Source organism: Pandoraea sp. PE-S2R-1, assembly GCF_002179865.1.
Taxonomy (GTDB): Bacteria; Pseudomonadota; Gammaproteobacteria; order Burkholderiales; family Burkholderiaceae; genus Pandoraea.
The window spans coordinates 264,912-290,351 of the sequence record NZ_NGUR01000013.1; the positions used below are offsets into that span (position 1 = coordinate 264,912).

Annotated in this window: 23 protein-coding genes and 1 pseudogene; 6 read left to right on the top strand and 18 right to left on the bottom strand. The window is 61.6% G+C overall.

Annotated elements, in window-relative coordinates:
- The first annotated feature begins 12 nt into the window (after window positions 1-12).
- A complete protein-coding gene (locus tag CDV44_RS17100) occupies window positions 13-957 on the top strand; it encodes an alpha/beta hydrolase (protein WP_212677124.1) in 945 nt (314 codons plus the stop codon).
- A 91-nt stretch (window positions 958-1,048) separates the two neighbouring features.
- Window positions 1,049-1,663 (top strand): PolC-type DNA polymerase III, encoded by a 615-nt coding sequence (locus tag CDV44_RS17105; RefSeq protein ID WP_087689089.1) that lies wholly within the window; start codon window positions 1,049-1,051, stop codon window positions 1,661-1,663.
- A 3-nt stretch (window positions 1,664-1,666) separates the two neighbouring features.
- Here CDV44_RS17105 and CDV44_RS17110 read toward each other — a convergent pair whose 3' ends face one another.
- Window positions 1,667-2,974, bottom strand: coding sequence for an SGNH/GDSL hydrolase family protein (locus tag CDV44_RS17110; protein ID WP_249277597.1), 1,308 nt, complete (start codon window positions 2,972-2,974; stop codon window positions 1,667-1,669).
- Between the two features lie 111 nt (window positions 2,975-3,085).
- Here CDV44_RS17110 and CDV44_RS17115 point away from each other — a divergent pair, with 111 nt between their 5' ends.
- Complete coding sequence (locus tag CDV44_RS17115; protein ID WP_087689090.1) at window positions 3,086-4,000, top strand: LysR family transcriptional regulator; 915 nt, start codon at window positions 3,086-3,088, stop codon at window positions 3,998-4,000.
- A 90-nt stretch (window positions 4,001-4,090) separates the two neighbouring features.
- Here CDV44_RS17115 and guaA read toward each other — a convergent pair whose 3' ends face one another.
- From guaA to guaB, 3 genes are read right to left on the bottom strand one after another with little or no spacing between them, the layout of a single operon-like run.
- Window positions 4,091-5,674 carry a glutamine-hydrolyzing GMP synthase gene (guaA, locus tag CDV44_RS17120; RefSeq protein WP_058378957.1) on the bottom strand — a complete coding sequence of 528 codons (1,584 nt, stop codon included), beginning with the start codon at window positions 5,672-5,674 and terminating at the stop codon, window positions 4,091-4,093.
- The gene (locus CDV44_RS17125) at window positions 5,649-6,365 is read right to left on the bottom strand and encodes a hypothetical protein (RefSeq protein WP_087689091.1); all 717 of its coding nucleotides are present in this window, start codon (window positions 6,363-6,365) and stop codon (window positions 5,649-5,651) included. The genes guaA and CDV44_RS17125 overlap by 26 nt, the downstream gene beginning before the upstream one ends.
- Window positions 6,366-6,371: 6 nt before the next feature.
- Complete coding sequence (gene guaB, locus CDV44_RS17130; RefSeq protein ID WP_058378959.1) at window positions 6,372-7,832, bottom strand: IMP dehydrogenase; 1,461 nt, start codon at window positions 7,830-7,832, stop codon at window positions 6,372-6,374.
- A gap of 261 nt (window positions 7,833-8,093) precedes the next feature.
- On the opposite strand from guaB, the gene CDV44_RS17135 reads away from it, so the two are divergent.
- Window positions 8,094-9,023 carry a DMT family transporter gene (locus CDV44_RS17135; protein WP_087689092.1) on the top strand — a complete coding sequence of 310 codons (930 nt, stop codon included), beginning with the start codon at window positions 8,094-8,096 and terminating at the stop codon, window positions 9,021-9,023.
- A gap of 74 nt (window positions 9,024-9,097) precedes the next feature.
- Here CDV44_RS17135 and CDV44_RS17140 read toward each other — a convergent pair whose 3' ends face one another.
- Both CDV44_RS17140 and CDV44_RS17145 read right to left on the bottom strand, forming a co-directional pair.
- Window positions 9,098-9,433 (bottom strand): RnfH family protein, encoded by a 336-nt coding sequence (locus CDV44_RS17140; RefSeq protein WP_087689093.1) that lies wholly within the window; start codon window positions 9,431-9,433, stop codon window positions 9,098-9,100.
- Window positions 9,423-9,857 carry a type II toxin-antitoxin system RatA family toxin gene (locus CDV44_RS17145; protein ID WP_058378962.1) on the bottom strand — a complete coding sequence of 145 codons (435 nt, stop codon included), beginning with the start codon at window positions 9,855-9,857 and terminating at the stop codon, window positions 9,423-9,425. Before CDV44_RS17145 ends, CDV44_RS17140 begins: the two co-directional genes overlap by 11 nt.
- 154 nt (window positions 9,858-10,011) lie before the next feature.
- On the opposite strand from CDV44_RS17145, the pseudogene smpB reads away from it, so the two are divergent.
- Window positions 10,012-10,473, top strand: a pseudogene (gene smpB, locus CDV44_RS17150) (SsrA-binding protein SmpB); the annotation flags it as partial.
- Window positions 10,474-10,608: 135 nt separating this feature from the next.
- On the opposite strand, the gene CDV44_RS17155 reads toward smpB, so the two are convergent.
- From CDV44_RS17155 to ppsA, 3 genes are all read right to left on the bottom strand, one after another.
- A complete protein-coding gene (locus CDV44_RS17155) occupies window positions 10,609-11,628 on the bottom strand; it encodes an SPFH domain-containing protein (protein ID WP_249277598.1) in 1,020 nt (339 codons plus the stop codon).
- A 144-nt stretch (window positions 11,629-11,772) separates the two neighbouring features.
- The gene (locus CDV44_RS17160) at window positions 11,773-12,207 is read right to left on the bottom strand and encodes an NfeD family protein (protein ID WP_087689094.1); all 435 of its coding nucleotides are present in this window, start codon (window positions 12,205-12,207) and stop codon (window positions 11,773-11,775) included.
- Window positions 12,208-12,364: 157 nt separating this feature from the next.
- Window positions 12,365-14,755, bottom strand: a complete 2,391-nt coding sequence (gene ppsA, locus CDV44_RS17165) for a phosphoenolpyruvate synthase (RefSeq protein ID WP_087689095.1) — start codon at window positions 14,753-14,755, stop codon at window positions 12,365-12,367.
- 264 nt (window positions 14,756-15,019) lie between these two features.
- On the opposite strand from ppsA, the gene CDV44_RS17170 reads away from it, so the two are divergent.
- Window positions 15,020-15,919: a pyruvate, water dikinase regulatory protein gene (locus CDV44_RS17170; RefSeq protein ID WP_084656603.1), complete on the top strand. Its 900-nt coding sequence runs from the start codon at window positions 15,020-15,022 to the stop codon at window positions 15,917-15,919.
- 3 nt (window positions 15,920-15,922) lie between these two features.
- Here CDV44_RS17170 and CDV44_RS17175 read toward each other — a convergent pair whose 3' ends face one another.
- The 9 genes from CDV44_RS17175 to rseP all read right to left on the bottom strand — a co-directional run bounded on the left by CDV44_RS17175 (window position 15,923) and on the right by rseP (window position 25,399).
- Entirely contained in the window at window positions 15,923-16,702 is a 780-nt protein-coding gene (locus CDV44_RS17175; RefSeq protein WP_087689096.1) for an RNA methyltransferase, read from the bottom strand.
- The gene (gene rnhB, locus CDV44_RS17180) at window positions 16,699-17,334 is read right to left on the bottom strand and encodes a ribonuclease HII (protein WP_170936030.1); all 636 of its coding nucleotides are present in this window, start codon (window positions 17,332-17,334) and stop codon (window positions 16,699-16,701) included. The genes CDV44_RS17175 and rnhB overlap by 4 nt, the downstream gene beginning before the upstream one ends.
- 122 nt (window positions 17,335-17,456) lie before the next feature.
- Window positions 17,457-18,632, bottom strand: coding sequence for a lipid-A-disaccharide synthase (gene lpxB, locus CDV44_RS17185; protein ID WP_058378968.1), 1,176 nt, complete (start codon window positions 18,630-18,632; stop codon window positions 17,457-17,459).
- Between the two features lie 3 nt (window positions 18,633-18,635).
- A complete protein-coding gene (lpxA, locus tag CDV44_RS17190) occupies window positions 18,636-19,451 on the bottom strand; it encodes an acyl-ACP--UDP-N-acetylglucosamine O-acyltransferase (protein WP_087689099.1) in 816 nt (271 codons plus the stop codon).
- A gap of 17 nt (window positions 19,452-19,468) precedes the next feature.
- Window positions 19,469-19,945, bottom strand: coding sequence for a 3-hydroxyacyl-ACP dehydratase FabZ (fabZ, locus tag CDV44_RS17195; RefSeq protein WP_058378970.1), 477 nt, complete (start codon window positions 19,943-19,945; stop codon window positions 19,469-19,471).
- Window positions 19,942-21,000 carry a UDP-3-O-(3-hydroxymyristoyl)glucosamine N-acyltransferase gene (gene lpxD / locus CDV44_RS17200; protein ID WP_087689100.1) on the bottom strand — a complete coding sequence of 353 codons (1,059 nt, stop codon included), beginning with the start codon at window positions 20,998-21,000 and terminating at the stop codon, window positions 19,942-19,944. The genes fabZ and lpxD overlap by 4 nt, the downstream gene beginning before the upstream one ends.
- A gap of 14 nt (window positions 21,001-21,014) precedes the next feature.
- On the bottom strand, window positions 21,015-21,554 hold the full coding sequence (locus CDV44_RS17205) for an OmpH family outer membrane protein (protein ID WP_058378972.1): 540 nt from the start codon (window positions 21,552-21,554) through the stop codon (window positions 21,015-21,017).
- Between the two features lie 52 nt (window positions 21,555-21,606).
- Entirely contained in the window at window positions 21,607-23,910 is a 2,304-nt protein-coding gene (gene bamA, locus CDV44_RS17210) for an outer membrane protein assembly factor BamA (protein WP_170936025.1), read from the bottom strand.
- 91 nt (window positions 23,911-24,001) lie between these two features.
- Window positions 24,002-25,399 (bottom strand): RIP metalloprotease RseP, encoded by a 1,398-nt coding sequence (gene rseP, locus CDV44_RS17215; RefSeq protein ID WP_087689102.1) that lies wholly within the window; start codon window positions 25,397-25,399, stop codon window positions 24,002-24,004.
- Window positions 25,400-25,440: the final 41 nt, after the last annotated feature.

Genomic DNA, 25,440 nt, shown 5'->3' on the forward strand with positions numbered 1-25,440 from the left:
TAAGAGACCTTCATGATCGATCGACGTCAGTTCGTCCGCTATGGGTTGGGTGCCATGGCCGCCACATCGCTGTCCCGATTCGCCTACGCGGACGATACCGAAAAGAAGGTCTTTCTCGATTACACGCAGAAGCAGTTGGACGACGCCTACACGCAGACCGTGTGGGCGCCCAACGCCAAGCAGGTGATCGACGGCTATGCACGGACCAGCGAGGAAGTGCGTCAGAAATTGCCGCCGGCGACTTATTCGTACGGCAGCAAAGCGTCGGAAAATCTCGATGTGTTCGCCCCGCCGGGCGCGCGCAATCTGCCCGTCATGGTGTTCATCCACGGTGGCGCGTGGCAGATGCTCTCCAAAGACGACAGTTCTGGCCCGGCGCCGACGTTTGTTGGTGCGGGAGCGATCTATGTCGCGATCAATTTCGACAATATGCCGGGCAACACGCTGCCCGGCATGGTCGATCAGTGCCGCCGGGCGCTGGCATGGGTCGGTGCCAACGCGCGGCGCTTCGGGGGCGACCCTGAGCGCGTTTATGTTTCGGGGCATTCGTCCGGCGGTCATCTCACGGCAGTGATGCTCACCACTGACTGGAAGGCGCATGGTGCGCCTGCGCAGTTGCTCAAGGGTGGCGTTGTGATGAGCGGGATGGGCGACCTCGCGCCGGTCGTCATGTCGGTGCGCGGGAAGTACGTGACGCTGAGCCCGGCACAGGTGATTGAATTCAGCCCGATGAAGCAACTGGACAAGGCCAATTGTCCGGCGCTGGTGGCGTGGGGGACATTGGAGAGTCCGGAGTTCAAACGCCAGAACCGGGAGCTTGCCGATGCACTGGCCGATCGTGCGCGGCTCGCTGGGGTGTTCCGGGTGCGAGGCGCAAACCACTTCGAAGTGGTTAATGAGTTGAATCGACCCGATTCGGAGTTATCGCGAGCGACGTTGGCGTTGATGAATATTTGATGCCGGCGGTCGCCAAGCGCCGAGCCCCCTAGTGCCAAGTTTTTAGTCGTTCAGTAATGCTGTAATTCTGTGATTCTTGATTTAGAGACGTATGCAAACTGTTGCCGTGCTTGACTTCGAAACGACGGGCCTGTCGCCCACGCAAGGTGACCGGGCCACCGAAATTGCCGTGGTGCTGTGGCGTGACGGGCAAATCGTCGACCGCTATCAGAGCCTGATGAACGCGGGACGACGCATTCCGTCCGACGTCGTGGCACTTACCGGCATCACGAACGACATGATCGCGTCAGCGCCGCCCGTGTCGAAGGTCATGCGCGAGGCGGTCGCGTTCGTGGGCAACTGTCCTGTCGTTGCGCACAATGCCGGGTTCGACAAGCGGTTCTGGCAGGCGGAGCTTGCGTTGCTCGGCACCCCGGCGAATCACGCGTTCGCGTGCACGATGCTGACGGCGCGCCGGATCTATCCCAATGCAGTGAATCACCGGCTCTCGAGCTTGGCGGCGATGCTGCAACTGCCACAAACCGGACGCGCTCACCGGGCGATGGTTGATGCGGAAATGACGACGCATCTCTGGCAACGGATGCAGAACGATATCTCGCGCACTTATGGCCTTGCCCGCGTCGATCACGCACTGATTTCTCGCGTGCAAGTCACGAGCAAGGACAAGGTGTCGATGTTGTTGAGGACGTTGGCGGCGGGAGGGTGAGGTTCAGCGTCTTGCTGAATGGGTGAGGCCGATACCGGGCAGCAAAGCTTCGAGGTTGACGTTCTCTGCCATTGCACGATTTCCCTCGTCACCCGGGTGCAGGTGATCCCCGGAATCGAACCGTGCGGCCATCCGGGACGGGTGCGCTGGGTCGCGCAGTGCTGCGTCGAAATCGACGACGGCATCGAAAGCGCCGCCGTGACGAATCCACACGTTCACTCGCTGACGTAGCGCGTCCTTTTCAGGCTGGTAGTAGTTATCAAGCGGCGTGCCGGGCAACGCGCCCTCGAACGGCGTGAGCGTCGCGCCAATCACGCGAATGCCTCGGTCGTGTGCCTGCGCGATCAGTTGGCGGTAGCCCGCCGTCAAGGCATCGAATGTCGGTAGCGCACTGGTTGGCGCGAAAGCCGTCCCCGGCCATGAGATGTCGTTGATGCCCAGCATGACGACGACGCTCTTCACACCCGGCTGCGCGAGCACGTCGCGGTCGATTCTCGCCAACGCATTCATCCCCATACCGTCGGACAACAGTCGAGCGCCCGAGATACCGGCGTTGACGACGCCCACGCCATACGGTGCCAATCGGGTAGCGAGGAAATCGGGCCACCGACTGTCCTTGTCGAGGCTGGCGGTAGCGCCATCTGTGATGGAGTCGCCGATTACGGCAATCGTTTGCGTGGTCGATGGCGCTTCGACGAGTACCCCGCTCAGCAGCGTGCGCGTTGTGATGCTTTCGGTTTTCGGCCGAGACGCAGGCGGCGTCGCCACCGTCGTCTGGTCGCCGGCAACGATCCAGCCGGTTTGGCGGCCGTCCCAATGGAAGGTGGTCACCGGGGTGTTCTCCGGCAAATACACGCTGACCGTCACCTGCCGGAGTGCGGGCACAGACAACGCAACAGGGTCGCTGACCAACGATGCGCCGGGCAGGATCGTGGCCGTTTCGCGCCCGCCGAAGGTGGTGGTACGCAGGCTGTCATTGATAAATGCACCATCCCCATTCGCCACAGACAACGCGATCGTGGCCTTGCCCACGACGATCGGCTGCTTTCCGTACGCATTGGACAAGACGATGCGTGCCCGCTTCCCGCCCAGACTGACACGAGCTACCTGACGTACGGTCTGATCACGCAGTGTTGCCGGGATGTTGGTGGGAAACAGGAAGTCAGCGCCCCATACGGGCTGCGGGCTGGCGGTCCATGTGGTGATCCAAGTTGCGTCGGCAGCGCTTGCATGCCCAGAGGAAACCGCTGCGCCAGCCGTTAGCGCCAAGGCCAGCATCGCGTTGGTCGAGGATTTTGAGACGATTTTCATATTGGTGAATTCAATGTCAACACAAGTGTTAATCATGAATTCAACGACACCTATGGACTAGACTGTCTCCGGTACAAATATTCATGAGTTGAATTCACCGAGGAGGTCGTCGTGGCACGTCTTGAGGTCAACCGGTCCGGCGAGTTGGAAGTGTTCGTTCGCGTCATCAAGCTTGGCGGCTTCGCGGCGGCGGCGCGTGCCAGCGGGATGACGCCGTCTGCCGTCAGCAAGCTCGTGGGGAGACTGGAAGGTCGTCTCGGGACTCGGCTGATCAACCGGTCTACCCGGCAGCTTCAACTGACGCCGGAAGGCTGTGCATTCTATGAGCGCGGCATTCAGGTGTTGGCCGATCTGGACGAAGCCGAACGTTACGCCAGTGCGCAAGTCACGCCTCGCGGCAGATTGCGGGTCAACGCGAATGTGCCGTTTGCGCATCATTTTCTGCTGCCACTCGTTCCCGAATTCCTTGAGCGCTATCCCGATGTCTCGCTGGATATCGTGCTGACCGATGAAGTCATCGACATCCTCGAGCAGCGTACCGATGTCGCAGTTCGTGCCGGTCCGCTCAAGAGTTCCAGTCTCATGGCGCGCAGGCTCGGTCAAACGCGCATGGTGATTGTTGGTGCGCCCAGTTATCTGGCGCGTCGCGGGACGCCGATGATGCCGGACGAATTGCAGCAACACAATCTGCTCGGGGCGAATTACGTGCGGGCGCAACCGGGGTGGCCGTTTCGGGCTGATGGTGTGGACACTGTGTTCCCCGTCACTGGCAATGCGCAAGCCAGCGATGGTGAGGCGTTGCACCGTTTGGCCGTCACGGGGCTGGGTTTAGCACGCCTTGCCGCATTTCAGGTGCGAGAGGACATCGCCGCCGGAAGGCTGGTGCCGATACTCGAAGCGTTCAATCCGGGCGAGGTGGAGGAAGTCCATGCAGTGTTTGTTGGGCAAGGTGGACACCTGCCCTTGCGCGTGCGTGCACTTCTGGATTTTCTTGCCGAGCGGGTCAGTATTAGTGAGCGGTATTGAGGGGAACGGATAAAAAAACGGCTTGGCAATTCGATTGCCAAGCCGTTTCTCATTCGCTACCGAGCTAATCTCCTAACTGCGTGGAGATTTTTACTCCCACTCAATCGTCGCCGGCGGCTTACCCGAGATGTCATAAACAACCCGGTTCAAACCACGCACTTCATTAATAATGCGGTTCGAGACCTTGCCGAGCAGGTCGTGCGGCAAGTGGGCCCAATGCGCCGTCATGAAGTCTTGCGTCTGCACCGCGCGCAGTGCCACCACCCACTCATACGTGCGGCCATCGCCCATCACGCCCACGCTCTTCACCGGCAGGAACACCGCGAACGCCTGGCTCGTCAGTTCATACCAAGTCTTGCCGCTGTTCGGCTCGACCGTGTTGCGCAGCTCTTCGATGAAGATCGCATCGGCACGGCGCAGCAGGTCGGCGTACTCCGACTTCACTTCGCCCAGAATACGAACGCCCAGACCCGGGCCCGGGAACGGGTGGCGATACACCATATCGTGCGGCAGACCCAGCGCCACACCCAACTCGCGCACTTCGTCCTTGAACAGATCGCGCAGCGGTTCCAGCAGCTTCAGACCCAGCGTTTCCGGCAGGCCACCCACGTTGTGGTGGCTCTTGATCGTCGTCGCCTTCTTCGTCTTCGCACCGCCCGACTCGATCACGTCCGGATAGATCGTGCCCTGTGCCAGCCACTTCGCGTTCTTCAGCTTCTTCGCTTCCGCCTGGAACACTTCCACGAACTCGCGGCCAATGATCTTGCGCTTCTGCTCCGGATCGGTCACGCCCTTCAGGTGACCCATGAACTGCGCCGACGCGTCCACATGCACCACCTTCGCGTGCAGACGGCCCTGGAACATTTCCATCACCATCTGGCCTTCGTTCAGGCGCAGCAGACCGTGGTCAACGAACACGCACGTCAGTTGATCGCCAATCGCGCGGTGAATCAGCGCCGCCGCGACGCTCGAATCGACACCGCCCGACAGACCCAGAATCACTTCCTCGTCACCCACTTGCTCGCGAATGGCCTTCACAGCCTCTTCGATGTGGTCGCGCATGATCCAGTCCGGCTTGGCACCCGCGATCTGGAGCACAAAGCGCTCCAGCAACTCACGGCCCTTCACGGTGTGCGTGACTTCCGGGTGGAACTGCACCGCGTAGTAGTTGCGCGCCACGTCGGCGATGCCGGCGATCGGGCAGCTCGGCGTCGATGCCATCAGCTCGAAGCCCGGCGGCAGTTGCGTCACCTTGTCGCCATGGCTCATCCACACCTTGAGCATGCCGTGGCCTTCGGCGGTACGGAAATCCTCAATACCTTCGAGCAGCGGCGTATGCGCATGCGCACGCACTTCGGCATAGCCGAACTCGCGATGGTCGCTGGCCTCGACCTGACCGCCCAACTGCACCGTCATCGCGAACATGCCGTAGCAAATGCCCAGCACCGGCACACCCAGTTCCCAGACGGCCTGCGGTGCGCGCAGGTCCTTATCTTCGTACGTGCTCGCGTGGCTGCCCGACAGAATGACGGCCTTCGGGTTGAATTCGCGGATGAATTCGTCCGAAACGTCGTTCGGATGGATCTCGCAGTAGACGTGCGCTTCGCGAACGCGGCGTCCAATGAGCTGGGTGACTTGCGAGCCGAAGTCAAGAATGAGGATTTTGTCGTGCATCGTGAGGTACGGATGAAGTGGATTCGTTGGACGTCGGCGCCGTGGCGGAAGGCACGGGCGTGACAATGCCGGTGGCGCCTACAGGCTCGACCGGCGTAGCGGGTGCGGAGCCGCCGCGAGGCGTCTCCATGCGCGGCTCAGCGCGCGTGCCGCGGGCCTCGTCGGCCCGGGCATCGGGGTAGTCGTACTGAACGGTGTCGCGTGCATCGCGTGAATCACGTGAGGCCCGGCCTGCGCCATCAGTCACGACGCCGCCACGCACCCGCTCAGTGGACTGCTGTGCCGCCTTCACACGCTCTTTCGTGCGTACGCTGGAGGCCAGCTTGACGAGTATTGCGCCAATCACGAGCAACACGCCACCGAGCGCCGGCATCAACAACTTGCCGCCGCCCGTGACCGGCAATTGCCCGGAAATCAGCCACCCCAGCACGAACGCACCAATGACCCAGTTGATGTGCCCCGTCACTTTCGCAACGGTCGACGTCAACTGGCCATTCACGGTGGCGTGCCATTGCAGCCAGGCCACACCGATGAATGCCACCCCCAACGCCTGCGCATAAAGCACAGGCGATGGCGCAGGCACCTCGATGGCTGCATACAGCGAGGACCAGAACGACGCAATCAACAGCACACCGAGTGCCAGATTCAACGCCGCATCGAGGAACAGTACCGTACGCAACATGGCCTTCATGGGCAATTACTCCACGTGGTAGTTGGGGGCTTCCTTCATGATCTGAACATCGTGAACATGCGACTCGCGCATGCCGGCTGACGTGATTTCCACAAACTCGGCACGGTTGTGCAGGTCTTCAATCGACGGGCAACCCAGATAGCCCATCGACGAGCGAATACCGCCAGTCAACTGGTGAATGATCGCCAGCACACTACCCTTATACGCCACTCGACCCTCGATGCCTTCCGGCACGAGCTTGTCGGCGTTGTTGGCCGGGTCCTGGAAGTAACGGTCAGCCGCGCCATCCTTCATTGCGCCCACCGAACCCATGCCGCGGTAGCTCTTGTACGAACGGCCCTGATACAGGAACACTTCGCCCGGGGCTTCTTCCGTGCCCGAGAACATGCTGCCCATCATCACGGTGTGTGCACCGGCCGCCAGCGCCTTGGCGATGTCACCCGAGTAACGGATACCACCGTCCGCGATCAGCGGCACGCCAGTGTCCTTCAATGCCTTGGCCACATTGGCAATCGCCGTGATCTGCGGCACGCCAACGCCTGCCACGATACGCGTCGTGCAGATCGAACCCGGGCCGATACCGACCTTGACGGCGTCTGCGCCATGTTCGACCAGCGCCAGTGCGGCACTCGCCGTGGCAATGTTGCCGCCGACAACTTCGATTTGCGGGAAATGCTTCTTGACCCATTGCACGCGGTCCAGCACGCCTTGGCTGTGGCCGTGTGCCGTGTCGACCACGATGACGTCAACGCCGGCGGCTACCAGCAGTTCGACGCGCTCTTCGTTGTCCGGGCCCACGCCGACCGCCGCGCCAACGCGCAGCTTGCCGTGTTCGTCCTTGTTCGCGAGCGGGTGCTCGGTTGCCTTGGTGATGTCCTTGACGGTCATCAGGCCGCGCAGCTCGAACGCATCGTTCACGACCAGCACGCGCTCAAGGCGGTGGCTGTGCATCAGATGCTCGGCGTCGGCCGGCGAGGCGCCTTCAGGCACCGTGATCAGCTTGTCCTTCGGCGTCATGATCGCGCGCACCGGCTCGTCCAGACGCTTCTCGAAACGCAAGTCGCGGTTGGTAACGATACCGATCAGTTGGGCGCCTTCGACCACCGGGAAACCGGAAATGCCATGCTGGTTCGACAGCGCAATCACGTCGCGCACCTTCATGTGCGGCGGAATCGTGATCGGGTCGCGCACCACACCAGACTCGAAACGCTTGACCTTGGCGACTTCGCGCGCCTGCTCGGCCGGCTTCAGGTTCTTGTGAATAATGCCGATACCGCCCTGCTGGGCCATGGCAATCGCCAGGCGAGCTTCGGTCACCGTATCCATGGCGGCCGACAGCAACGGCATATTCAAAGTGATGTTGCGCGTGAGCTTGGTTTTCAGGCTGGTGTCGCGCGGGAGAACGACCGAGTGGGCCGGGACGAGGAGCACGTCATCGAAAGTGAGTGCTTTTTGGATCAGACGCATGGCAAATCCTATAGGCGCAAAACCGAATTATACAGAAATCGCGCGATCGATGGCACGTCTACCCCATATGTCAAGGGGCTTTTTCCCCGATCAATTTCTCAACAGGGCCGGGTGCCGGATTCCACAATTAACGCCCACGGGGCCCATGCTATTCTTGCGCCCTCCCGGATGACACTGATTGTCGGCACGACCGGCCCGTCAGCCTCACCGGCTAACACCCCCGCACACCCCACCCTTTTACGGACAACAAGCGCGAACGTCATGGGCCAAGGCATTTCTTTCGGACTGGCAGCAGGCGCCCTCTGGGGACTGGTATTTCTCGCCCCACGTCTGCTTCCCGGCTTTTCGCCCCTCGAATTGTCCGCCGCGCGCTACGTGCTCTACGGCCTCGTGTCAGCCCTGCTGCTCGCCCCGCTGTGGTCGCGCCTGCGACATTCGGTCACAGGCAATGACTGGCGCGCGCTTTTCCGGCTGAGTCTGGTCGGGAATCTGATTTATTACCTGTTTCTCGCCGGCGCCGTCCAGATGGCCGGCATTGCGCCCGCGTCGCTGATCGTCGGCGTGCTGCCCGTGACCGTCACGCTGGTCGGCAGCCGGGACCACGGCGCCCTGCCCCTGTCGCGGCTGGCTGGGCCGCTGGCGCTGGTGGCGGCTGGCATCGTCTGCATCAATGTGGATGTCTTTGCGCACGCCACGGCCAACGGTGGCGACTGGCGGCTGACGCTGCTCGGCATTCTCTGCGCCGTCGGGGCGTTGGTGAGCTGGACCTGGTATGCGGTCGCGAATGCACGCTATCTGGCGCGCTTCGGCCACTTCACGAGTCAGGAATGGTCGCTGCTGACGGGGGTCGCGACGGGCGTGCTCGCCCTAGTCTTGGCAGTGCCCGCCGTCTTGCTGCCGCATCCGGTGGCGGCCGATGTGCCGCGTGACTGGCAGATGTTCATTCTGGTGAACATTGCCGTGGCCGTCGGCGCATCGACCATCGGCAACGCGTTCTGGAATGCTGCCAGCCGGCGCCTGCCGCTGACGCTGTCGGGTCAGATGATCGTGTTTGAAACGCTGTTCGCGCTGGTCTACGGGTTCATTTACGAACACCGGTTGCCGCGCCTATTGGAAGTGGCCGCCGTCGTGCTGCTACTGGCCGGGGTGAGCGCCTCGGTGCGGTTGCATGCGCGTGGCTCCGCGCACTGACGGCGTTGAGTTCTCTAGATTTTCGAAGTATCTGAAGCCGGGGCCGCCCTCACGCACGGCCACAGCGACTGTGATCAGCTGCCGCGACGGCTGCCGAGCCACTTCTGGCCCTCCCGGCTGCCTTCGTTGCGAACCTTGTCGACGCGACGCTGGCGGGCGAGTTTCGGATCCGCCTTGAGGGGGCGGTAGATTTCCACGCGATCGCCCGCCTCTACGGCCGCGTCGAGCGCCCGCACCTTGCCGAACACGCCCGCTTTCATGCGAGCCAGATCCAGTTCGGGGAATTGTTTCAGCAGACCGCTACGCTCGATGGCATCGCCCACGGTCGCGCCTTGCGGCAGCGTGAGCGCGACGATGGCCTGCGAATTGGGCAGCGCGTAGCAAACTTCGATGGCAAGCTCAGCGGACATAAACCGCCTCCGCGCGCTTGACGAAGGCGTCGACGAACGTATTCGCGATATGGCTGAACACGGGACCGATGACCTTTTCGAGCAGAAAATTCGCAAATTCGTAGTGCAGGCCGAATTCGATCTTGCAGGCGTTCTCGCGCAGCGGCGTGAACTTCCACGTGCCATGGAAACGCTTGAAAGGCCCTTCGACGAAGGTCATCTGGATGGAGTGCGGACGCTCCTGAATATTGCGCGTCGCAAACGAATGCTTCAGGCCCTTGAAGTCGATGAGCAGCGACGCCTCCATGCTGTGCTCGTCCTGGTGCCGAATATCGACACCGCCGCACCAAGGCAGAAATTTGGGGTAATCGGCGACATTGGTCACCAGATCGTACATTTGCTCGGCAGAGAAATGCACGAGAACGGTTTTGCTGACTTCGGCCATCGTCTGTCGGGCAAGGTGGGCGTTTGCGCGTGAGCGCATCGATCAAGAATCGACACGCCTGCGTCGTGGGCCGCCCCTTGCCGAGACTCTTTGTTAAAATCAGCATTTTACCCGAGCCCGACTCACCGGGTCCGACCAAGTTACCCGCCAAGGATCCATGAGCATCATTGACAACAAGAAAGCCTTCTTCGACTACTTCATCGAGGAGCGATACGAAGCCGGGATCGTGCTCGAAGGATGGGAAGTCAAGGCGATTCGCGCCGGGCGGGCGCAGATCAAGGAAGGCTACGTCGTCGTCAAACACGGTGAAATCTTTCTGATCGGCGCAAATATCAGCCCGTTACAGACAGCGTCGACTCACATCAAGCCCGACCCGGTCCGCACGCGCAAGCTCCTGCTCAAGGCCGACGAAATCAAGAAACTGATCGGCAAGGTCGAGCAGCGCGGCTACACGCTCGTGCCCCTGAACTTCCACTACAGCAAAGGTCTCGTGAAATGCGAGATCGGACTGGGCAAGGGCAAGAAGCAGCACGACAAGCGCGAAACCGAAAAGCAACGCGACTGGGATCGCGAGAAAGCCCGCCTGATGCGCACACCGACGCCGGCGGCGGACTGACGACGTCCGTGATGCCGTCTGCGATGGCAAGTGCAGCGCTCTTGCAGTTCCCTCTCAGCACCCGCAGTGTCGCCAACGCGGCACCATAGAAAAACGGCCCCTCGGGGCCGTTTTGCTTTTCAACCACGCAATCGATCAGCGCCGAACGCTGGAGCCACCGAAGCCCGCTACGCCGCCAGTGCCGCCAGCACCCGCACCCGCACCCGCACCTCCACCGCCTGCGCCGCCACCCGAGCCGCCCTCCGTGCCACGCACGATCTTGAGTGCCGACGCGATCATGCCGCTCATGTCCGTCAGATTGCCCGGCACGATCAACGTGTTGCCGGCCTTCGCGAGCTTGCTGAACGCGTCGACATACTGCTCGGCCACCTTCAAGTTGACGGCTTCCATACCGCCCTGCGTCTGAATGGCCGTCGCAATCTTGTGAATGGCCTCGGCGTTGGCTTCCGCCACCGCGAGAATCGCCGACGCTTCACCCTGTGCCTGATTGATCTGCGCCTGACGCTCGCCCTCCGACTTCTGGATCGCCGCTTCGCGCGCGCCAGAAGCAAGGTTGATCTGCTCCTGACGCTTGCCTTCCGATGCCGCAATCAATGCGCGCTTTTCACGCTCAGCCGTGATCTGCGCCTGCATGGCGTGCAGAATTTCCTTCGGCGGCGTGAGGTCCTTGATCTCGTAACGCAGCACCTTCACCCCCCAGTTCGATGCCGCTTCATCCAGCGCATTGACCACACTGTGATTGATGTAGCCGCGCTCTTCGAACGTCTTGTCGAGCTCCAGCTTGCCGATCACGCTACGCAGCGTCGTCTGCGCCAATTGCGTGATGGCCACGATGAAATTGCTCGAACCGTACGATGCCTTCATCGGGTCGGTGACCTGGAAGTACAGAATGCCGTCGACCTGCAACTGCGTGTTGTCCTTGGTGATACAGATCTGGCTCGGCACATCGAGCGGAATTTCCTTGAGCAGATGCTTGTAGGCCACACGATCGACGAACGGTACGACGATCGACAGACCCGGCGTAAGCGTGGCGTGATACTTGCCGAGACGCTCAACCACCCAGGCGTGCTGCTGCGGCACGATCTTGATCGAGCGCGCCGCGATGATGATCGCAATGATGAACAGAATGAACGCGACGTTGGATAGAGCGAACATGGTTTCCCCTGAAGCGCCGGCGAATACTGCCGGCTAGTTCCCCGTTGCGTAAAAACACGGGGCGTATATCGTAACGGTCACTGCAACGCGTTTGCCCGGCGCGCTAACCAATCAGTGACTTTTCCTATGCAGACGAATGCAGCCCTAGGCGACCTCGTGCACCACGAACAACCGGCTGCCGCGCACTTCGCGAATCACGAACCAACCGGCACTCGGTGCCTCCCCCGGCAACAACTCGACATCCCACTCCGCGCCACGATACTTGGTGCGCGCGCTGCCGTCGGCCTGCCAGGCTTCGACATGCAAACGCTCGCCGATATCCAGATTGGCATTCGGATCGGCCGTCACGTCGACCTTGATGCGACGACGCCCGAACCTACTACGCCGCAACAGCCAGACCGCCACGGCAGCTACCACGGCGGCCGCGACCAACTGACCGGGCCAGCTGACGCCCAACAGCGCCGCCACACCGCCGGCGAACATACCCAGCGCAACCATCAGCAGATAGAACGTGCCGCTGGCAAGCTCCAGCACTACAGTCAATCCGGCAACGCCGAACCACAGCCAAGCCTGCTCCATTGCGATCCCCAAAAAACAAAAAACCCCGGTGTATTACCGGGGTTTATAGCATGAAACCGTGGCCATCAGCGCACGCGTCCCATGGGGCTAGCGGCCATTTGGGCGACGTCCGACACGTGGACCGGACGCTTCCCAAACGGGCGCCGACGCCGTTACATCACTTCAACACCTTGGCGAGTTGCTGCCACGTCTCGACAACCGTATCCGGGTTGAGTGACATGGACGCAATGCCTTCCTTCGCCAGCCATTCGGCCAGATCCGGATGGTCCGACGGACCCTGACCGCAAATGCCGACGTACTTGCCCTTCGCCAGACATGCCTTGATGGCACGGCTGAGCATGAAGGTCACCGCCGGGTCGCGTTCGTCGAAGTCCTTGGCCAGCAGTTCCATGCCCGAGTCGCGGTCCAGACCCAGCGTGAGCTGCGTCAGGTCGTTCGAGCCGATCGAGAAGCCGTCGAAGTATTCGAGGAACTCGTCGGCCAGAATGGCGTTCGACGGCACTTCGCACATCATCACCAGCTTCAGACCGTTGTCGCCACGCTTCAGGCCATGGCCTGCGAGCATGTTGACCACGCGCTCGGCCTGACCCAGCGTACGCACGAACGGCACCATGATTTCGACGTTCGTCAGACCCATTTCGTCACGCACGCGCTTGAGTGCACGGCACTCCATCGCGAACGCTTCGGCGAAGTCTTCCGAGATGTAGCGCGAGGCGCCACGGAAACCCAGCATGGGGTTTTCTTCATCCGGCTCGTAACGCGAACCGCCGACCAGCTTCTTGTACTCGTTGGACTTGAAGTCCGACAGACGCACGATCACGCTCTTCGGGTAGAACGCCGCCGCGATGGTGGCAATCCCTTCGGCCAGCTTGTCGACGTAGAACGCCTTCGGCGACGCGTGACCGCGAGCGACCGACTCGACGGCCTTCTTCAGGTCCGCGTCGATGTTCGGGTACTCGAGAATCGCGCGCGGGTGCACGCCGATGTTGTTGTTGATGATGAATTCCAGACGCGCCAGACCCACGCCTTCGTTCGGCAGTTGCGCGAAATCGAAAGCGAGTTGCGGGTTGCCCACGTTCATCATGATCTTCACCGGGATCTTCGGCATTTCGCCGCGCTGGATCTCGGTCACTTCGGTCTCGAGCAGACCGTCGTAAATCTTGCCTTCGTCGCCCTCGGCACACGACACCGTCACCAGTGCGCCTTCCTTGAGCACGTCGGTCGCGTCGCCGCAACCGACCACGGCCGGCACACCCAGCTCACGCGCGATGATGGCTGCGTGGCACGTACGGCCGCCACGGTTCGTCACGATGGCCGCAGCGCGCTTCATCACCGGCTCCCAGTTCGGGTCGGTCATGTCGGCCACGAGCACGTCGCCCGGCTGCACACGTTCCATCTCGCTCGGGTCCATGATCACGCGCACGGGACCGGCGCCGATCTTCTGACCAATGGCACGGCCCGTAGCCAGCACCGGGGCATCGCCCTTGAGCTTGAAGCGTTGTTCGATCTTGCCGGCCGACTGGCTCTTCACCGTTTCCGGGCGTGCTTGCAGGATGTAGATCTTGCCATCCTTGCCGTCCTTGCCCCACTCGATGTCCATCGGACGGCCGTAGTGCTTTTCGATGATCAGCGCGTACTTGGCCAGCTCGACGCAATCGTCGTCGGTGATCGAGTAACGGTTGCGCAGTTCCATCGGCACGTCGACGGTCTTCACACGGCCCGGTTCGCCCGGCTGCGTGAATTCCATCTTCAGGAGCTTGGAGCCCAGCGTGCGGCGAATGATCGGGTACTTGCCGGCCTTGAGCGTCGGCTTGAAGACGTAGAACTCATCCGGGTTCACGGCGCCCTGCACCACCGTCTCGCCCAGACCGTAGCTCGACGTGATGAACACCACGTCCTGGAAGCCCGATTCGGTGTCGATGGTGAACATCACGCCCGATGCGCCGGTGTCCGAGCGGACCATGCGCTGCACGCCAGCCGACAGTGCGACCTCGGCGTGCGTGAAGCCCTTGTGCACGCGGTACGAGATAGCGCGGTCGTTATAGAGCGACGCGAAAACGTGCTTCATGCGATCGAGCACGCTGTCGATGCCGACCACGTTCAGGTAGCTTTCCTGCTGACCGGCGAACGAGGCATCGGGCAGATCTTCGGCGGTGGCGGACGAACGCACGGCAAACGACGCGTCCGGCTGGTCTGCCGTGATGCGTGCGAACTGCTCGCGAATGTCTTTTTCGAGCTGCGGTTGCAGCGGCGCGTCGACGATCCATTGACGGATGTCGGCACCGGCTTCTGCGAGCGCCTTGACGTTATCGACGTCCAGACCCTCGAGACGCTTGGCAACGCGTTCGGTGAGATTGTTGTGCTGGAGGAACTCGCGGAAAGCGAAGGCGGTCGTGGCGAAACCACCCGGCACGCGCACGCCGGCGCTGTCCAGTTGGCTGATCATTTCACCAAGCGATGCATTCTTGCCGCCGACCGACTCGACGTCGGTCATGCGCAGATGCTCAAACGGCACCACGTAGGCGCCGTCGTGTGCTGCGTTAGTCATAAAAGCCCCTAAGGTAAGAAAAAAAATTCTCGGCGAATCGGCTGGGACTGACGTGGGCCGACTGACCTGTTGGATAAGAAATCGCGCCATGGCGATGTCGGCGGCCAGGGGCTAGCTCCCGACAACTTGCCTCGACCGTCCGAATTTCCCGGAGCGCCGCACCGGGCGGGCCTCTGACAGGAACTCGCGCGACGCTCGCGCAATTGCTTATCCAACAAGTTGCCGCTATTCTACCGTGCAATGCACCATTTTGCGATTCTGCGCATGAGCGAAGCCTCTACTCCCCCGAATTCCCCGGCAAGCCCCGCCGTTGCTGCCGATACGTCTGCCGCAGCGGTCAAACCCGTGAGCGTGCGCCCGGTCTTTATCGTGTCCGACGGCACGGGCATCACGGCGGAAACCTTTGCGCATTCGATCCTCGCGCAATTTGAGATGCGTTTTCGTCAGATTCGCGTTCCGTTCGTGGATTCCGTCGATAAAGCCTATGAGACGGCGCAACGGATCAATGAAATGTATCGGGTCGACAATGTCCGCCCGATTATTTTCAGCACGCTCGTCGATGCGCGTGCCAATGAGATTCTGCGCAACACGCAGGGCGTGATTCTCGACATGTTCCAGACATTCATCGAGCCGCTCGAACTGGAACTCGGGCTCAAGTCGATGCACGCCATCGGCCGCGTGCACCAGAACGCGGACAGCGAGGCGTACAAGAACCGGATCGAAGCGGTGAATTTCTCGCTCGCGCACGACGATGGTCAGTCGAACAAGAATCTGAAGAGTGCGGATGTGATTCTGGTGGGGGTTTCGCGCAGCGGCAAGACGCCGACGACGCTGTATCTCGCCATGCAGTACGGCGTGAAAGCGGCCAACTACCCGCTGATTCCGGACGATTTCGAGCGCGAGAAACTGCCCTCCACGCTGGATCAGTTCAAGGACAAGATCTTCGGCCTGTCCATCGACCCGATCCGCCTGTCGGAAATTCGTAATGAGCGCCGCCCGGGCAGCAAGTACGCTTCGCTGGAGAATTGCCGTTACGAGGTCAACGAAGCGGAAGCCATGATGCGCCGCGAAGGCATCAAGTGGCTGTCGTCGACCCACAAGTCGATCGAAGAAATTGCCACGACGATCCTTCAGGAAATCAAACTCGAACGCGACGTTTATTGATAGTCAACTCAGCCGCTGACGCACTGCCTCGAACAGACAAATGGCAGCGCACGCGGCGACATTGAGCGACTCCATGCCGCCCGGTTGCGGGATCCGCACGGGCGTCTGCACGCGCTCCAGCCAATGCGGCGATACGCCCGCCCCTTCATTGCCGAAGATCCAGGCGACCGGCTGCCGCAAATCCTCCTGATACAGCGATGTCTTCGCCTGCAAGCTCGTTGCCAGCAGCGGCACCGCCAATCGCGGCGCCAGCGAATCGGGCGTGCAATGTTCGACGATATTCAGCGAGAAATGCGCGCCCATGCCGGCGCGCAGCACCTTGCTCGACCACGCTAGTGCCGTCCCCGACATGCAATACACGTCGCGCACCCCGGCCGCCGCTGCGCTGCGCAGAATCGACCCGACGTTACCGGCATCTTGTACCGCATCGAGAATCACGCAATCCGCCGTTTGCGACGCCGGCAGGTGGCCATTCGGCATCTCCACCACGAACAGCAGCGGCACGCCGTTCACCAGCGTCGAGAGCGGCTCGAAAAGCGCATGCGGCAGGCTGACCCGGCGATCGGGATCGACGCGCGCCCAGATGGCAGCCACTTCGTCGTTATCGAGCGCCTCTTCCGCCGCCACGCAAACGAGCGGCTGACCCAGCGCGCCGAGATACGCGTCGGCCAGATGCACGCCTTCGAGCAGCGTCTGCCCGAGCTTGCGGCGTTGCTGATTCGACTGCGCGAGTTGCTTCAGTCGCTTGTAGAACGGGTTGTCTTTGGAACTAATCAGTTTCATGAGGACAGGGCCACGCGTGAGATCGTGAGCGCACCGAATTTCTCGAACGCCTCACGCACCGGGGCAAACGATTGGCGGTGATGCGGGCTCGGTCCGTGTGTACGCAAAGCTTCCAGATGGCGCGGCGTGCCATATCCCGCGTGCTCGTCGAAACCATACTGCGGGAACGCCTCGTGCAGTTCGACCAGTTGACGGTCGCGCGTCACCTTTGCAAGGATCGACGCAGCGGAAATGGCCGGCACCTTGTCATCGCCCTTGACGATGGCTTCGGCACGCATGGGCAGCACCGGGCAGCGATTCCCGTCGATCAGCGCCAGCGACGGCACGCGCGGCAGTCCGATCACGGCTCGCTGCATCGCCAGCATGGTCGCGTGCAGAATATTGAGCGAATCGATCTCGGCAACACTTGCTTCGGCGATGTAATACGCCAGCGAGCGCTCGATGATCTCTTCATAGAGCGCTTCGCGGCGCTTCGCCGTCAGCTTCTTCGAGTCGGCGAGCCCTTTGATGGGACGCGACGGATCGAGAATGACCGCCGCCGTAACCACCGGCCCCGCAAGCGGGCCACGACCCACTTCGTCGACACCGCAGATCAGATCGGCTGCAATTTCGCCGAACAGATCCAGCGACATTTGCGGCACTGCGGCCTTGGCAGCCCGTGTACGCGGCTTCACGACCGGTGACGATACTTCGGCCGCATTTTGCTCACGCGACGCGCTACGACTCGCCCTGCGTCCTTTGACGATGTCTTCGCTCATAGGCGCCCTTTCTCGCGCAACACACGCTCGATCACTTCTGCCGCACGTGCGGCCGTGTTCTGGCGCAACTGCTCGTGAATTTTGGTGAAGCGCGCCTGTAACGACTCGCGCAACGCCGGGTCGGTCAGTTGCTTCCACACGGCATCGGCCAGCGCTTCCGGCGTGGCGAAATGCTGCAACAACTCCGGCACGACAAACTCCCCGGACAGGATGTTGGGCAACCCGACATACGGCAGATAGCCCTGCCGCTTCATGATCTGCGCCGTCAGCCAAGGCACCTTGTACGAGATCACCATCGGCTTCTTGTACAGCGCCGCTTCCAGCGTCGCCGTGCCACTCGCCAGCAAGACGCTGTCCGACGCTTCGAGTGCCAACGGCGCTTTACCGTCTGTCACCGTCAGATTCAGGTCGCTATGCGCGTCGAAAATCGGTTGCATCAAGGTACGCAGACGCGGCGTCGCGGCGGGCAAGACGAAGCGGATCGACGGATCGCGCTGTGCAAGCAGGCGCATCGCTGCGAAGAATACCGGCGTCAGGCGCTGCACCTCGGAGGTCCGGCTGCCGGGCAGGATCGCCACGACCGGCGCGTCGCCGGTCAGGCCCAGCTTGGCGCGAGCCCCTGCCACATCGGGCACCATCGGAATCTTGTCGGCCATGGGGTGCCCGACAAACGTCGCATCGATTCCCGCGCGATGGTAGATCTCCGGCTCGAACGGAAACAGGCAGAGCATGTGATCGACGGCGCGCTTGATCTTCTTGATACGTCCGCCGCGCCACGCCCAGATCGACGGGCTCACGAAGTGAATCGTCGGGACGCCCGCCTCACGCAGCTTGATTTCGAGATCGAAGTTGAAATCCGGCGCGTCGAAACCGACGAACGCCATTGGCTTGTCAGCTAGCCAGTGCTCGCGCAGTTGCTTGCGGATCGAGAGAATTTCGCGCAGATGCTTGATGACTTCCACATAGCCCATGACCGACAGCTTGTCGATCGGCCAATAGGCGTTGAAGCCCTCTTCGGCCATATGCGGGCCACCGACACCTGCATACGCGATGTCGGCGGGAAGACTCTGCTTGAGACCGGCAAGCACGTTGCCGGCAATGAGATCGCCAGACAACTCCCCGGCCACCATCGCCAGGGTTCGCTGGCCGGTACCGGGAAGGGTCGGCGGCATAGGTCAGCGCACGATACCGCGCGTGCTGGTATTGAGGAAGTCGAGCAGTGCAAGCACCGAGCCGTGAACGTCGGCAGCTTCGGTGGCGGATGCAGCCGCCGAGTTGGCCTTGTCGAATGCGTCGATCTGCGCCTTGGCTTCGTCGAGCGTCAGGCCACTCTTGTAGAGCAGCTTGTACGCATCGCGCAACGCCTTGATCGCATCGGCGGAGAAGCCACGGCGACGCAGCCCTTCGACGTTGATGCCGTACGGCACTGCGCGGTCACCCGAGGCGATCACGAACGGCGGCACGTCCTGCACGAGGACAGACGCGCCACCGACCATCGAATGCGCACCGATGCGCACGAACTGATGCACGCCGGTCATGCCGCCGATGATGGCCCAATCGCCAACGTGGACGTGCCCTGCCAACTGCGCATTGCTCGAGAACACCGTGTGATTGGCCACGTGGCAATCGTGCGCGATATGCACGTAAGCCATGATCCAGTTGTCGTTACCGACGCTGGTCAGGCCGCCGTCCTGCACCGTACCGGTGTGGATGGTCGTGAACTCGCGAATCGTGTTGCGATCGCCGATCACGAGCCGGGTGGGCTCGCCAGCGTATTTCATGTCTTGCGGCGTGCCGCCAATCGACGCGAACGGGCCGATCTTGTTGCCCTCGCCCAGCGTCGTGTGACCGTCGATGACCGTGTGCGACAGGATCTGCGAGCCCGCACCGATCGTCACGTTCGGCCCGACGATGGCGTACGGACCGACGACAACGTCGTCAGCCAGTTGCGCCTTGGGATCGACAACTGCGGTGGGATGAATATTCGTCATGGACGTCTCGGTTCCGGTTATTCGCCGTTCTTCTTGACCATGCACGTAAACTCGGCCTCGGCGGCAACATTGCCATCAACGAGTGCCTGCCCCTTGAACCAGTAGATGGAACGCTTGTGCTTCACGAAGTCGACGTCGAGCACGAGCTGGTCACCCGGTTCGACCGGACGCCGGAAGCGAACGTTCTCGATACCCACGAAATAGTAGAGCGTGTTCTCGTCATGCACGGCTTCTTCCGAGAACGTGAGCAGCGCCGCGGCCTGGGCCAGCGCTTCGACGATCAGCACGCCCGGCATCACCGGGCGCTGCGGATAGTGCCCCGTGAAGTACGGCTCGTTGATCGTGACGTTCTTGATGACCTTGATGTTCTTGTGCGGCTCGAGAGCGATCACGCGGTCCACCATCAGCATCGGATAGCGATGGGGCAACAGCTTCATGATCTTATGGATGTCGAGCTTGCTGACGTCGACGATATTGGTATTGGTCTCGCTCATTTGTCTTGCAGGTCCTTGACCTTCGCTTCAAGTTGACGCACGCGGTCGCGCATCTTGTCCAGATTGCGCATGATCGCCGCGTTTTTATTCCATTCGGCGTTCGGAATTGCCGGAAACGCGCTGGTGTAGGTACCCGGCCCCGGAATCGACTTCGACACGCCCGATTTGGCCGTGACGATGACACGATCGCCGATGGTCACATGGCCCGCTACGCCGACGGCCCCGCCCAACATACAGAACTTCCCGATGGTACTGCTGCCGGCAATGCCCGTGCAGGCGGCGATGACGGTATAGGCACCGACCCGCACGTTGTGCGCGATCTGTACTTGATTGTCGATCTTGCAACCGCGCTCGATCACCGTATCCGCCATTGCACCGCGGTCGATCGAGGTCGACGCGCCAATCTCAACGTCGTCTTCGATCACTGCCCGGCCGACTTGCGGAATCTTCACCCACTCCCCGCCTGCGGCGGAAAAGTCGGGAGCAAAACCGAAACCGTCGGAACCGATCACCGCACCCGCGTGAATCACGCAGCGCGCACCGATCACGCTCGTGTGGTACAGCGTCGCATTCGGATACACATACACGTCGTCGCCCAGCGTCGTGCCACGGCCGACAAACACGTTCGCCACCAGTTGCACACGCTCGCCAAGGCGAACGCCGGCTTCGATCACCACGTTCGGGCCGATCACGCACGACGCCGGTACCACCGCCGTCGCATCGACCACAGCGCTCGGGTGAATGCCTGCGACCGGCGCCGGCGTGGCAGCGTCGGCGAACATCTGCGCAACCCGTGCAAAGTACGCATACGGGTTGGGCGCGATGATCCACGCACGGCCGTCGTGCGACGGCAGTTTGTCGAAATCGGCTTGGGAGAGAATCACGGCCGCCGCGCCCGAATCGGGCACTTCGGCGAGATATTTCGGATTGGACAGAAACGCGAGTTCACGCGCGCCGGCACGATCGAGCGGCGCCAGACCTTCGACGGCGACCTCGGCGTTGCCGACGAGCGTGCCACCGAAGCGGGCAACCAACTGAGCGAGCGAGACCGACATGGAGCGCGCCCCCGTCACTTGCCGCCAGCGGTGCCGTTGCCCGAACTTGCGTTCAGCGTCTTGAGCACCTTGTCAGTGATATCGATGCGCGGGCTCACGTAGACCGCTTCTTGCACGATCAGATCGTACTTTTCCGCCTCGGCAATCGACTTGATCACGCGGTTTGCGCGATCGAGCACGGCCGCGAGTTCTTCATTGCGACGCTGGTTCAAGTCTTCACGGAATTCGCGCTGCTTGCGCTGGAATTCCGTGTCGGCCGCGGCCAGATCGCGTTGACGCTTGGCGCGCTCGGCGTCGGACAACGTGGCGTTGTCCTTGTCGAGCTTGTCCGACATCGCCTTGAGGCGTGCAGCCATGGCCTGAAGGTCCTGATCTCGCTTGGAGAACTCGGCTTCGAGCTTGGCTTGTGCGGCCTTGGCCGGTGCTGAATCGCGCAAGATGCGATCCGAATTGACAGCGGCGATGCGCGCATCCTGAGCCGAAGCGGCAAATGCCGCACCAGCCAGCAACGCCGCGGCCACGCCGCGCAGGCAATGCTTACGGATACCGTTCAATGTATTACCCCTTACAACGATGAAACATTCGGAACCGGTCGATGTGCCGTCGTTAGAACGACGTACCGACCTGGAACTGGAATTTCTGATACTGGTCGCCCGTCTTCTTGACGAGCGGGAAGCCCATCGAGAGCTTGAGCGGGCCAATCGGCGAAATCCACGACAGGCCGAAACCGTAAGAATAGCGCAGGTTATTCAGCGTAATCGCCTGGCCGTTATCGAACACGTTACCGCCGTCCATGAACGTGAAGATACGCAGCGTACGGTCATAACCGGTGCCCGGCAGCGGGAACGTCAGTTCGATGTTACCGATCAGCTTCGACGCACCACCCAACGGTTCGCCGTTGGTGTCCTTCGGGCCCAGCGAGCTCGGTTCAAAACCACGCACCGAGCCGATACCGCCGGCGAAGTAGTTCTTGAAAATCGGGAACGGCTGACCGCCCATCCCGTGGCCGTAGCCCACTTCACCATTCAGTGCCAGCGTGAAGCCGCGGCTCACCGGGTAGTAGTACTGGTGCTGGTAGTACGCACGGAAGTACTTGGTCGTCCCGATCGGCGTACCAACTTCGATGTTGGCCTGTTGATAGTGACCGCGATTCGGGATCAGCGCGCTGTCACGCGAGTCGCGCGACCAACCCACCGTCAGCGGGTAGTTGTTGCTGACGTAACCGAACTGGTTCGCGTAGTCGATGTAGCGTTGCGGCGTCGTGCCGTCGCTGGTCAGGTGCAGACGCGTCTGTTCGAAACCGATGCCGAAGAACACGGTATCGACTTCCGAGAACGGCACACCGAACTTCAGGTTGCCGCCCAGCGTGTTGATACGGAAATCGGAGTCGCTCGTGAGCAGCAGCGGCTGATACGTACGGTAGTACACGTCGGTAATACGGCTCACGCCGTCGACGGTGAAGTACGGATCGACCTGCGTCACGGCCAACGTACGGTAGGTCTTACCGGTATTCACGTTCACCGACAGCGACGTACCCGAACCGAACACGTTGTCCTGGCTGATACCCGCTTGCAGCACGACCTTGTCGGTCGACGAGAAGCCGGCACCGACGTTGATCGTACCGGTCGGCTTTTCTTCCACCTTCACCTGAAGGTCGACCTGGTCGTTCGAACCAGCCACCGGCTCGGTCGTCACGTTCACGTCGGTGAAGTAGCCCAGACGGTTGATACGGTCTTGCGAGAGCTTCAGGCGGTCGGCGTCGTACCACGAGCTTTCCAACTGGCGCAGTTCGCGGCGAATCACTTCGTCGCGCGTGCGCGAGTTGCCCACGATGTTGATCTTGCGCACGTACACACGGCGGCCCGGATCAATCGTCAGCGTCAGCGCCACGGTGTGGTTGTTACGATCGATGGTCGGCTGGGCGTTCACGTTGGCGAACGCGAAGCCGTAGTTGCCGAGCAGGTCCGAGATCGCTTTCGTGCTGGCTTGCAGCTTGGCAGCCGAGAACGTATCGCCGGCCTTGAGTTGCACGAGCTTCTGCACGTCGTCCTGCTTGCCGAGCATTTCGCCGGTGAGCTTGACGTCCGAGACCTTGTACGGCTCGCCTTCGTGCAGGTTGATCGTCAGGTACATCTCGTCCTTGTCCGGCGTGATCGAGACGTCGGTGGAGTCGATGTTAAATTCGAGATAGCCACGGTTCAGGTAGAACGAACGCAGCTTTTCCAGATCGCCCGTGAGCTTGTCTTTCGAATACAGATCGTTCTTCGAGTACCACGACAGCCAGTTCGGCGTGCCCAGTTCCATTTCGGCCTGAAGGTCCGACGTCGAGAAGGCCTTGTTGCCGACAAAATTGATCTGCTGGATCGTCGCCTTGGGGCCTTCGGTCACGGCAAACTGGATGCCCACGCGATTGCGTTCGAGCGGCGTAATCGTCGTCTTCACCTCGGCAGCGTAGTAACCGCGCGTAAGGTATTGACGCTTGAGTTCCTGTTCCGACTTGTCGAGCAAGTTGCGGTCGAAGGTGCGGCCTTCGGTCAGACCGACCGAGCGCAGTGCCTTCTTCAGACCGTCCTTGTCGAATTCCTTGATGCCGAGGAAGTCGATCGTTGCAATGGCGGGACGCTCATTGACGTGCACCACCAGCACGCTGCCTTGCGCCTCAACGCTCACGTCCGAGAACAGGCCCGTGGCATAAAGGGCACGAATTGCTTCGGTGCCCTTATCGTCGTTGAACTTGTCGCCCGGCTTGACCGGCAAGTAAGAGAACACGGTGCCGGGTTCAATACGCTGCAAGCCCTCCACTCGGATATCCTTGACCACAAACGGCTCGACGGCGCGTGCCAGGAAACTGTGTGCCGCCAGAACCGCAATCACCAGGGTCTTCGGAACAAGGTGGTATTTATTCGACAACTTGCTTCCCCAAGAAACAATTGAATCGTGAAAAACTCGGATTTGCCTGCGACCGGCAGGCACGTGACGCTGTCAGGGCGGAAGAATCACCCTAGTGCAACAATTTCGACAGGTCATTGAAAAGTGCTACGGCAGAGAGCGCAAGGATGCAAACGATGCCCACTCGTTGCAGCGCGCCCTGCCACCGCTCGGAGACTGCCCGACCGGTAATCGCTTCGACCGCATAATATAACAGATAGCCACCGTCCAAAACCGGAATCGGTAGCAGATTCAATACGCCCAGGCTGATGCTGACAAGGGCCAGAAAGGCTACGAAATAATCGAGGCCGAGACGCGCCGATCGACCCGCATAATCCGCAATCGTGACCGGGCCGCTCAAATTCTTGAGCGAGGCCTGACCCGTGATCATCTTGCCGAACATCCGCACGCTGAACGCCGTGACATCCCACGTGCGCTGCGCACCGCGCCCGACCGCTTCGAACAGTCCGTAACGCACCGTGACGGTGTCGACCTGGCTCGCCAGCGCCGCACCGATCTTGCCCACGCGCGCCCCGCCCGCCTGCTCGGCGTCGACTTCGGCGCTCGGCGTCAGCGTCACGTCCTGTGTCGCCCCTGCCCCATTGCGGCGAATCGTCAGTGTCATCGGCTTGCCGGGGTGCGCCCGCACGGCGTCGACGAACGCCTTCGCCGAGGCAATCGGGCTACCGTCGACGGCCGTGATCTCGTCGCCCACGCGCAGGCCGGCCTTGCCAGCCGCGCCATCAGGCAACAGTTGCCCCACTTTGATGCGCGCCGATGGCACCAGCCCCAGACGCTGCATGAAGTCCTGCTCGCTGTCGGCATCGAAATGCTGCCCGGCAGCGTCCAGCGTGTATTCCGCCCGGCCGTCACGTGTGCGTGCCACGAGCGTGACACGTTGTCCGTCGATCATCGGATCGACCAGACGCCAGCGCAAATCTTCCCAGGAGCGCACCGGGCTTTCGTCGCCCACGGCTTCGTCCGGGCTATTGCCGTTCTCGCGAACACCGGTAATGAGTTCGCCGCCCGCCAGACCGGCGCGCGCCGCCAGCGTGCCTGCCGCCGGGGCGGCCACGCGCGCGACCGGCTCCGTCACGCCCGCGAGATTCAGACCGGCGTAAAGCGCAATGGCAAGCAGGAAATTGGCGACCGGCCCCGCCGCGACAATGGCGAAGCGCTTGTAGACCGACTGACGGTTGAACGCGCGCGGCAGGTCCTCGGGAGCGACAACCTGCGTCTCGTCGCGTTCGTCGAGCATCCGCACGTAGCCGCCGAGCGGCAGCGCGCAAAGCGTCCATTCGGTGCGGTCCCGCCCCATCGTCCACTTGATGAGCGGCGCACCAAAGCCCACCGAGAATCGAAGCACCTTCACACCGCACAGCCGCGCGACCGTGTAGTGCCCCAACTCATGGAATACCACCAGCACACCAATGGCGACGGCGAAGGCGAGCAACGTGGTGAGCAGGGTCATGAGCGAGATCGGGCCGCGGTGGTATTACGACAACAGGGAAA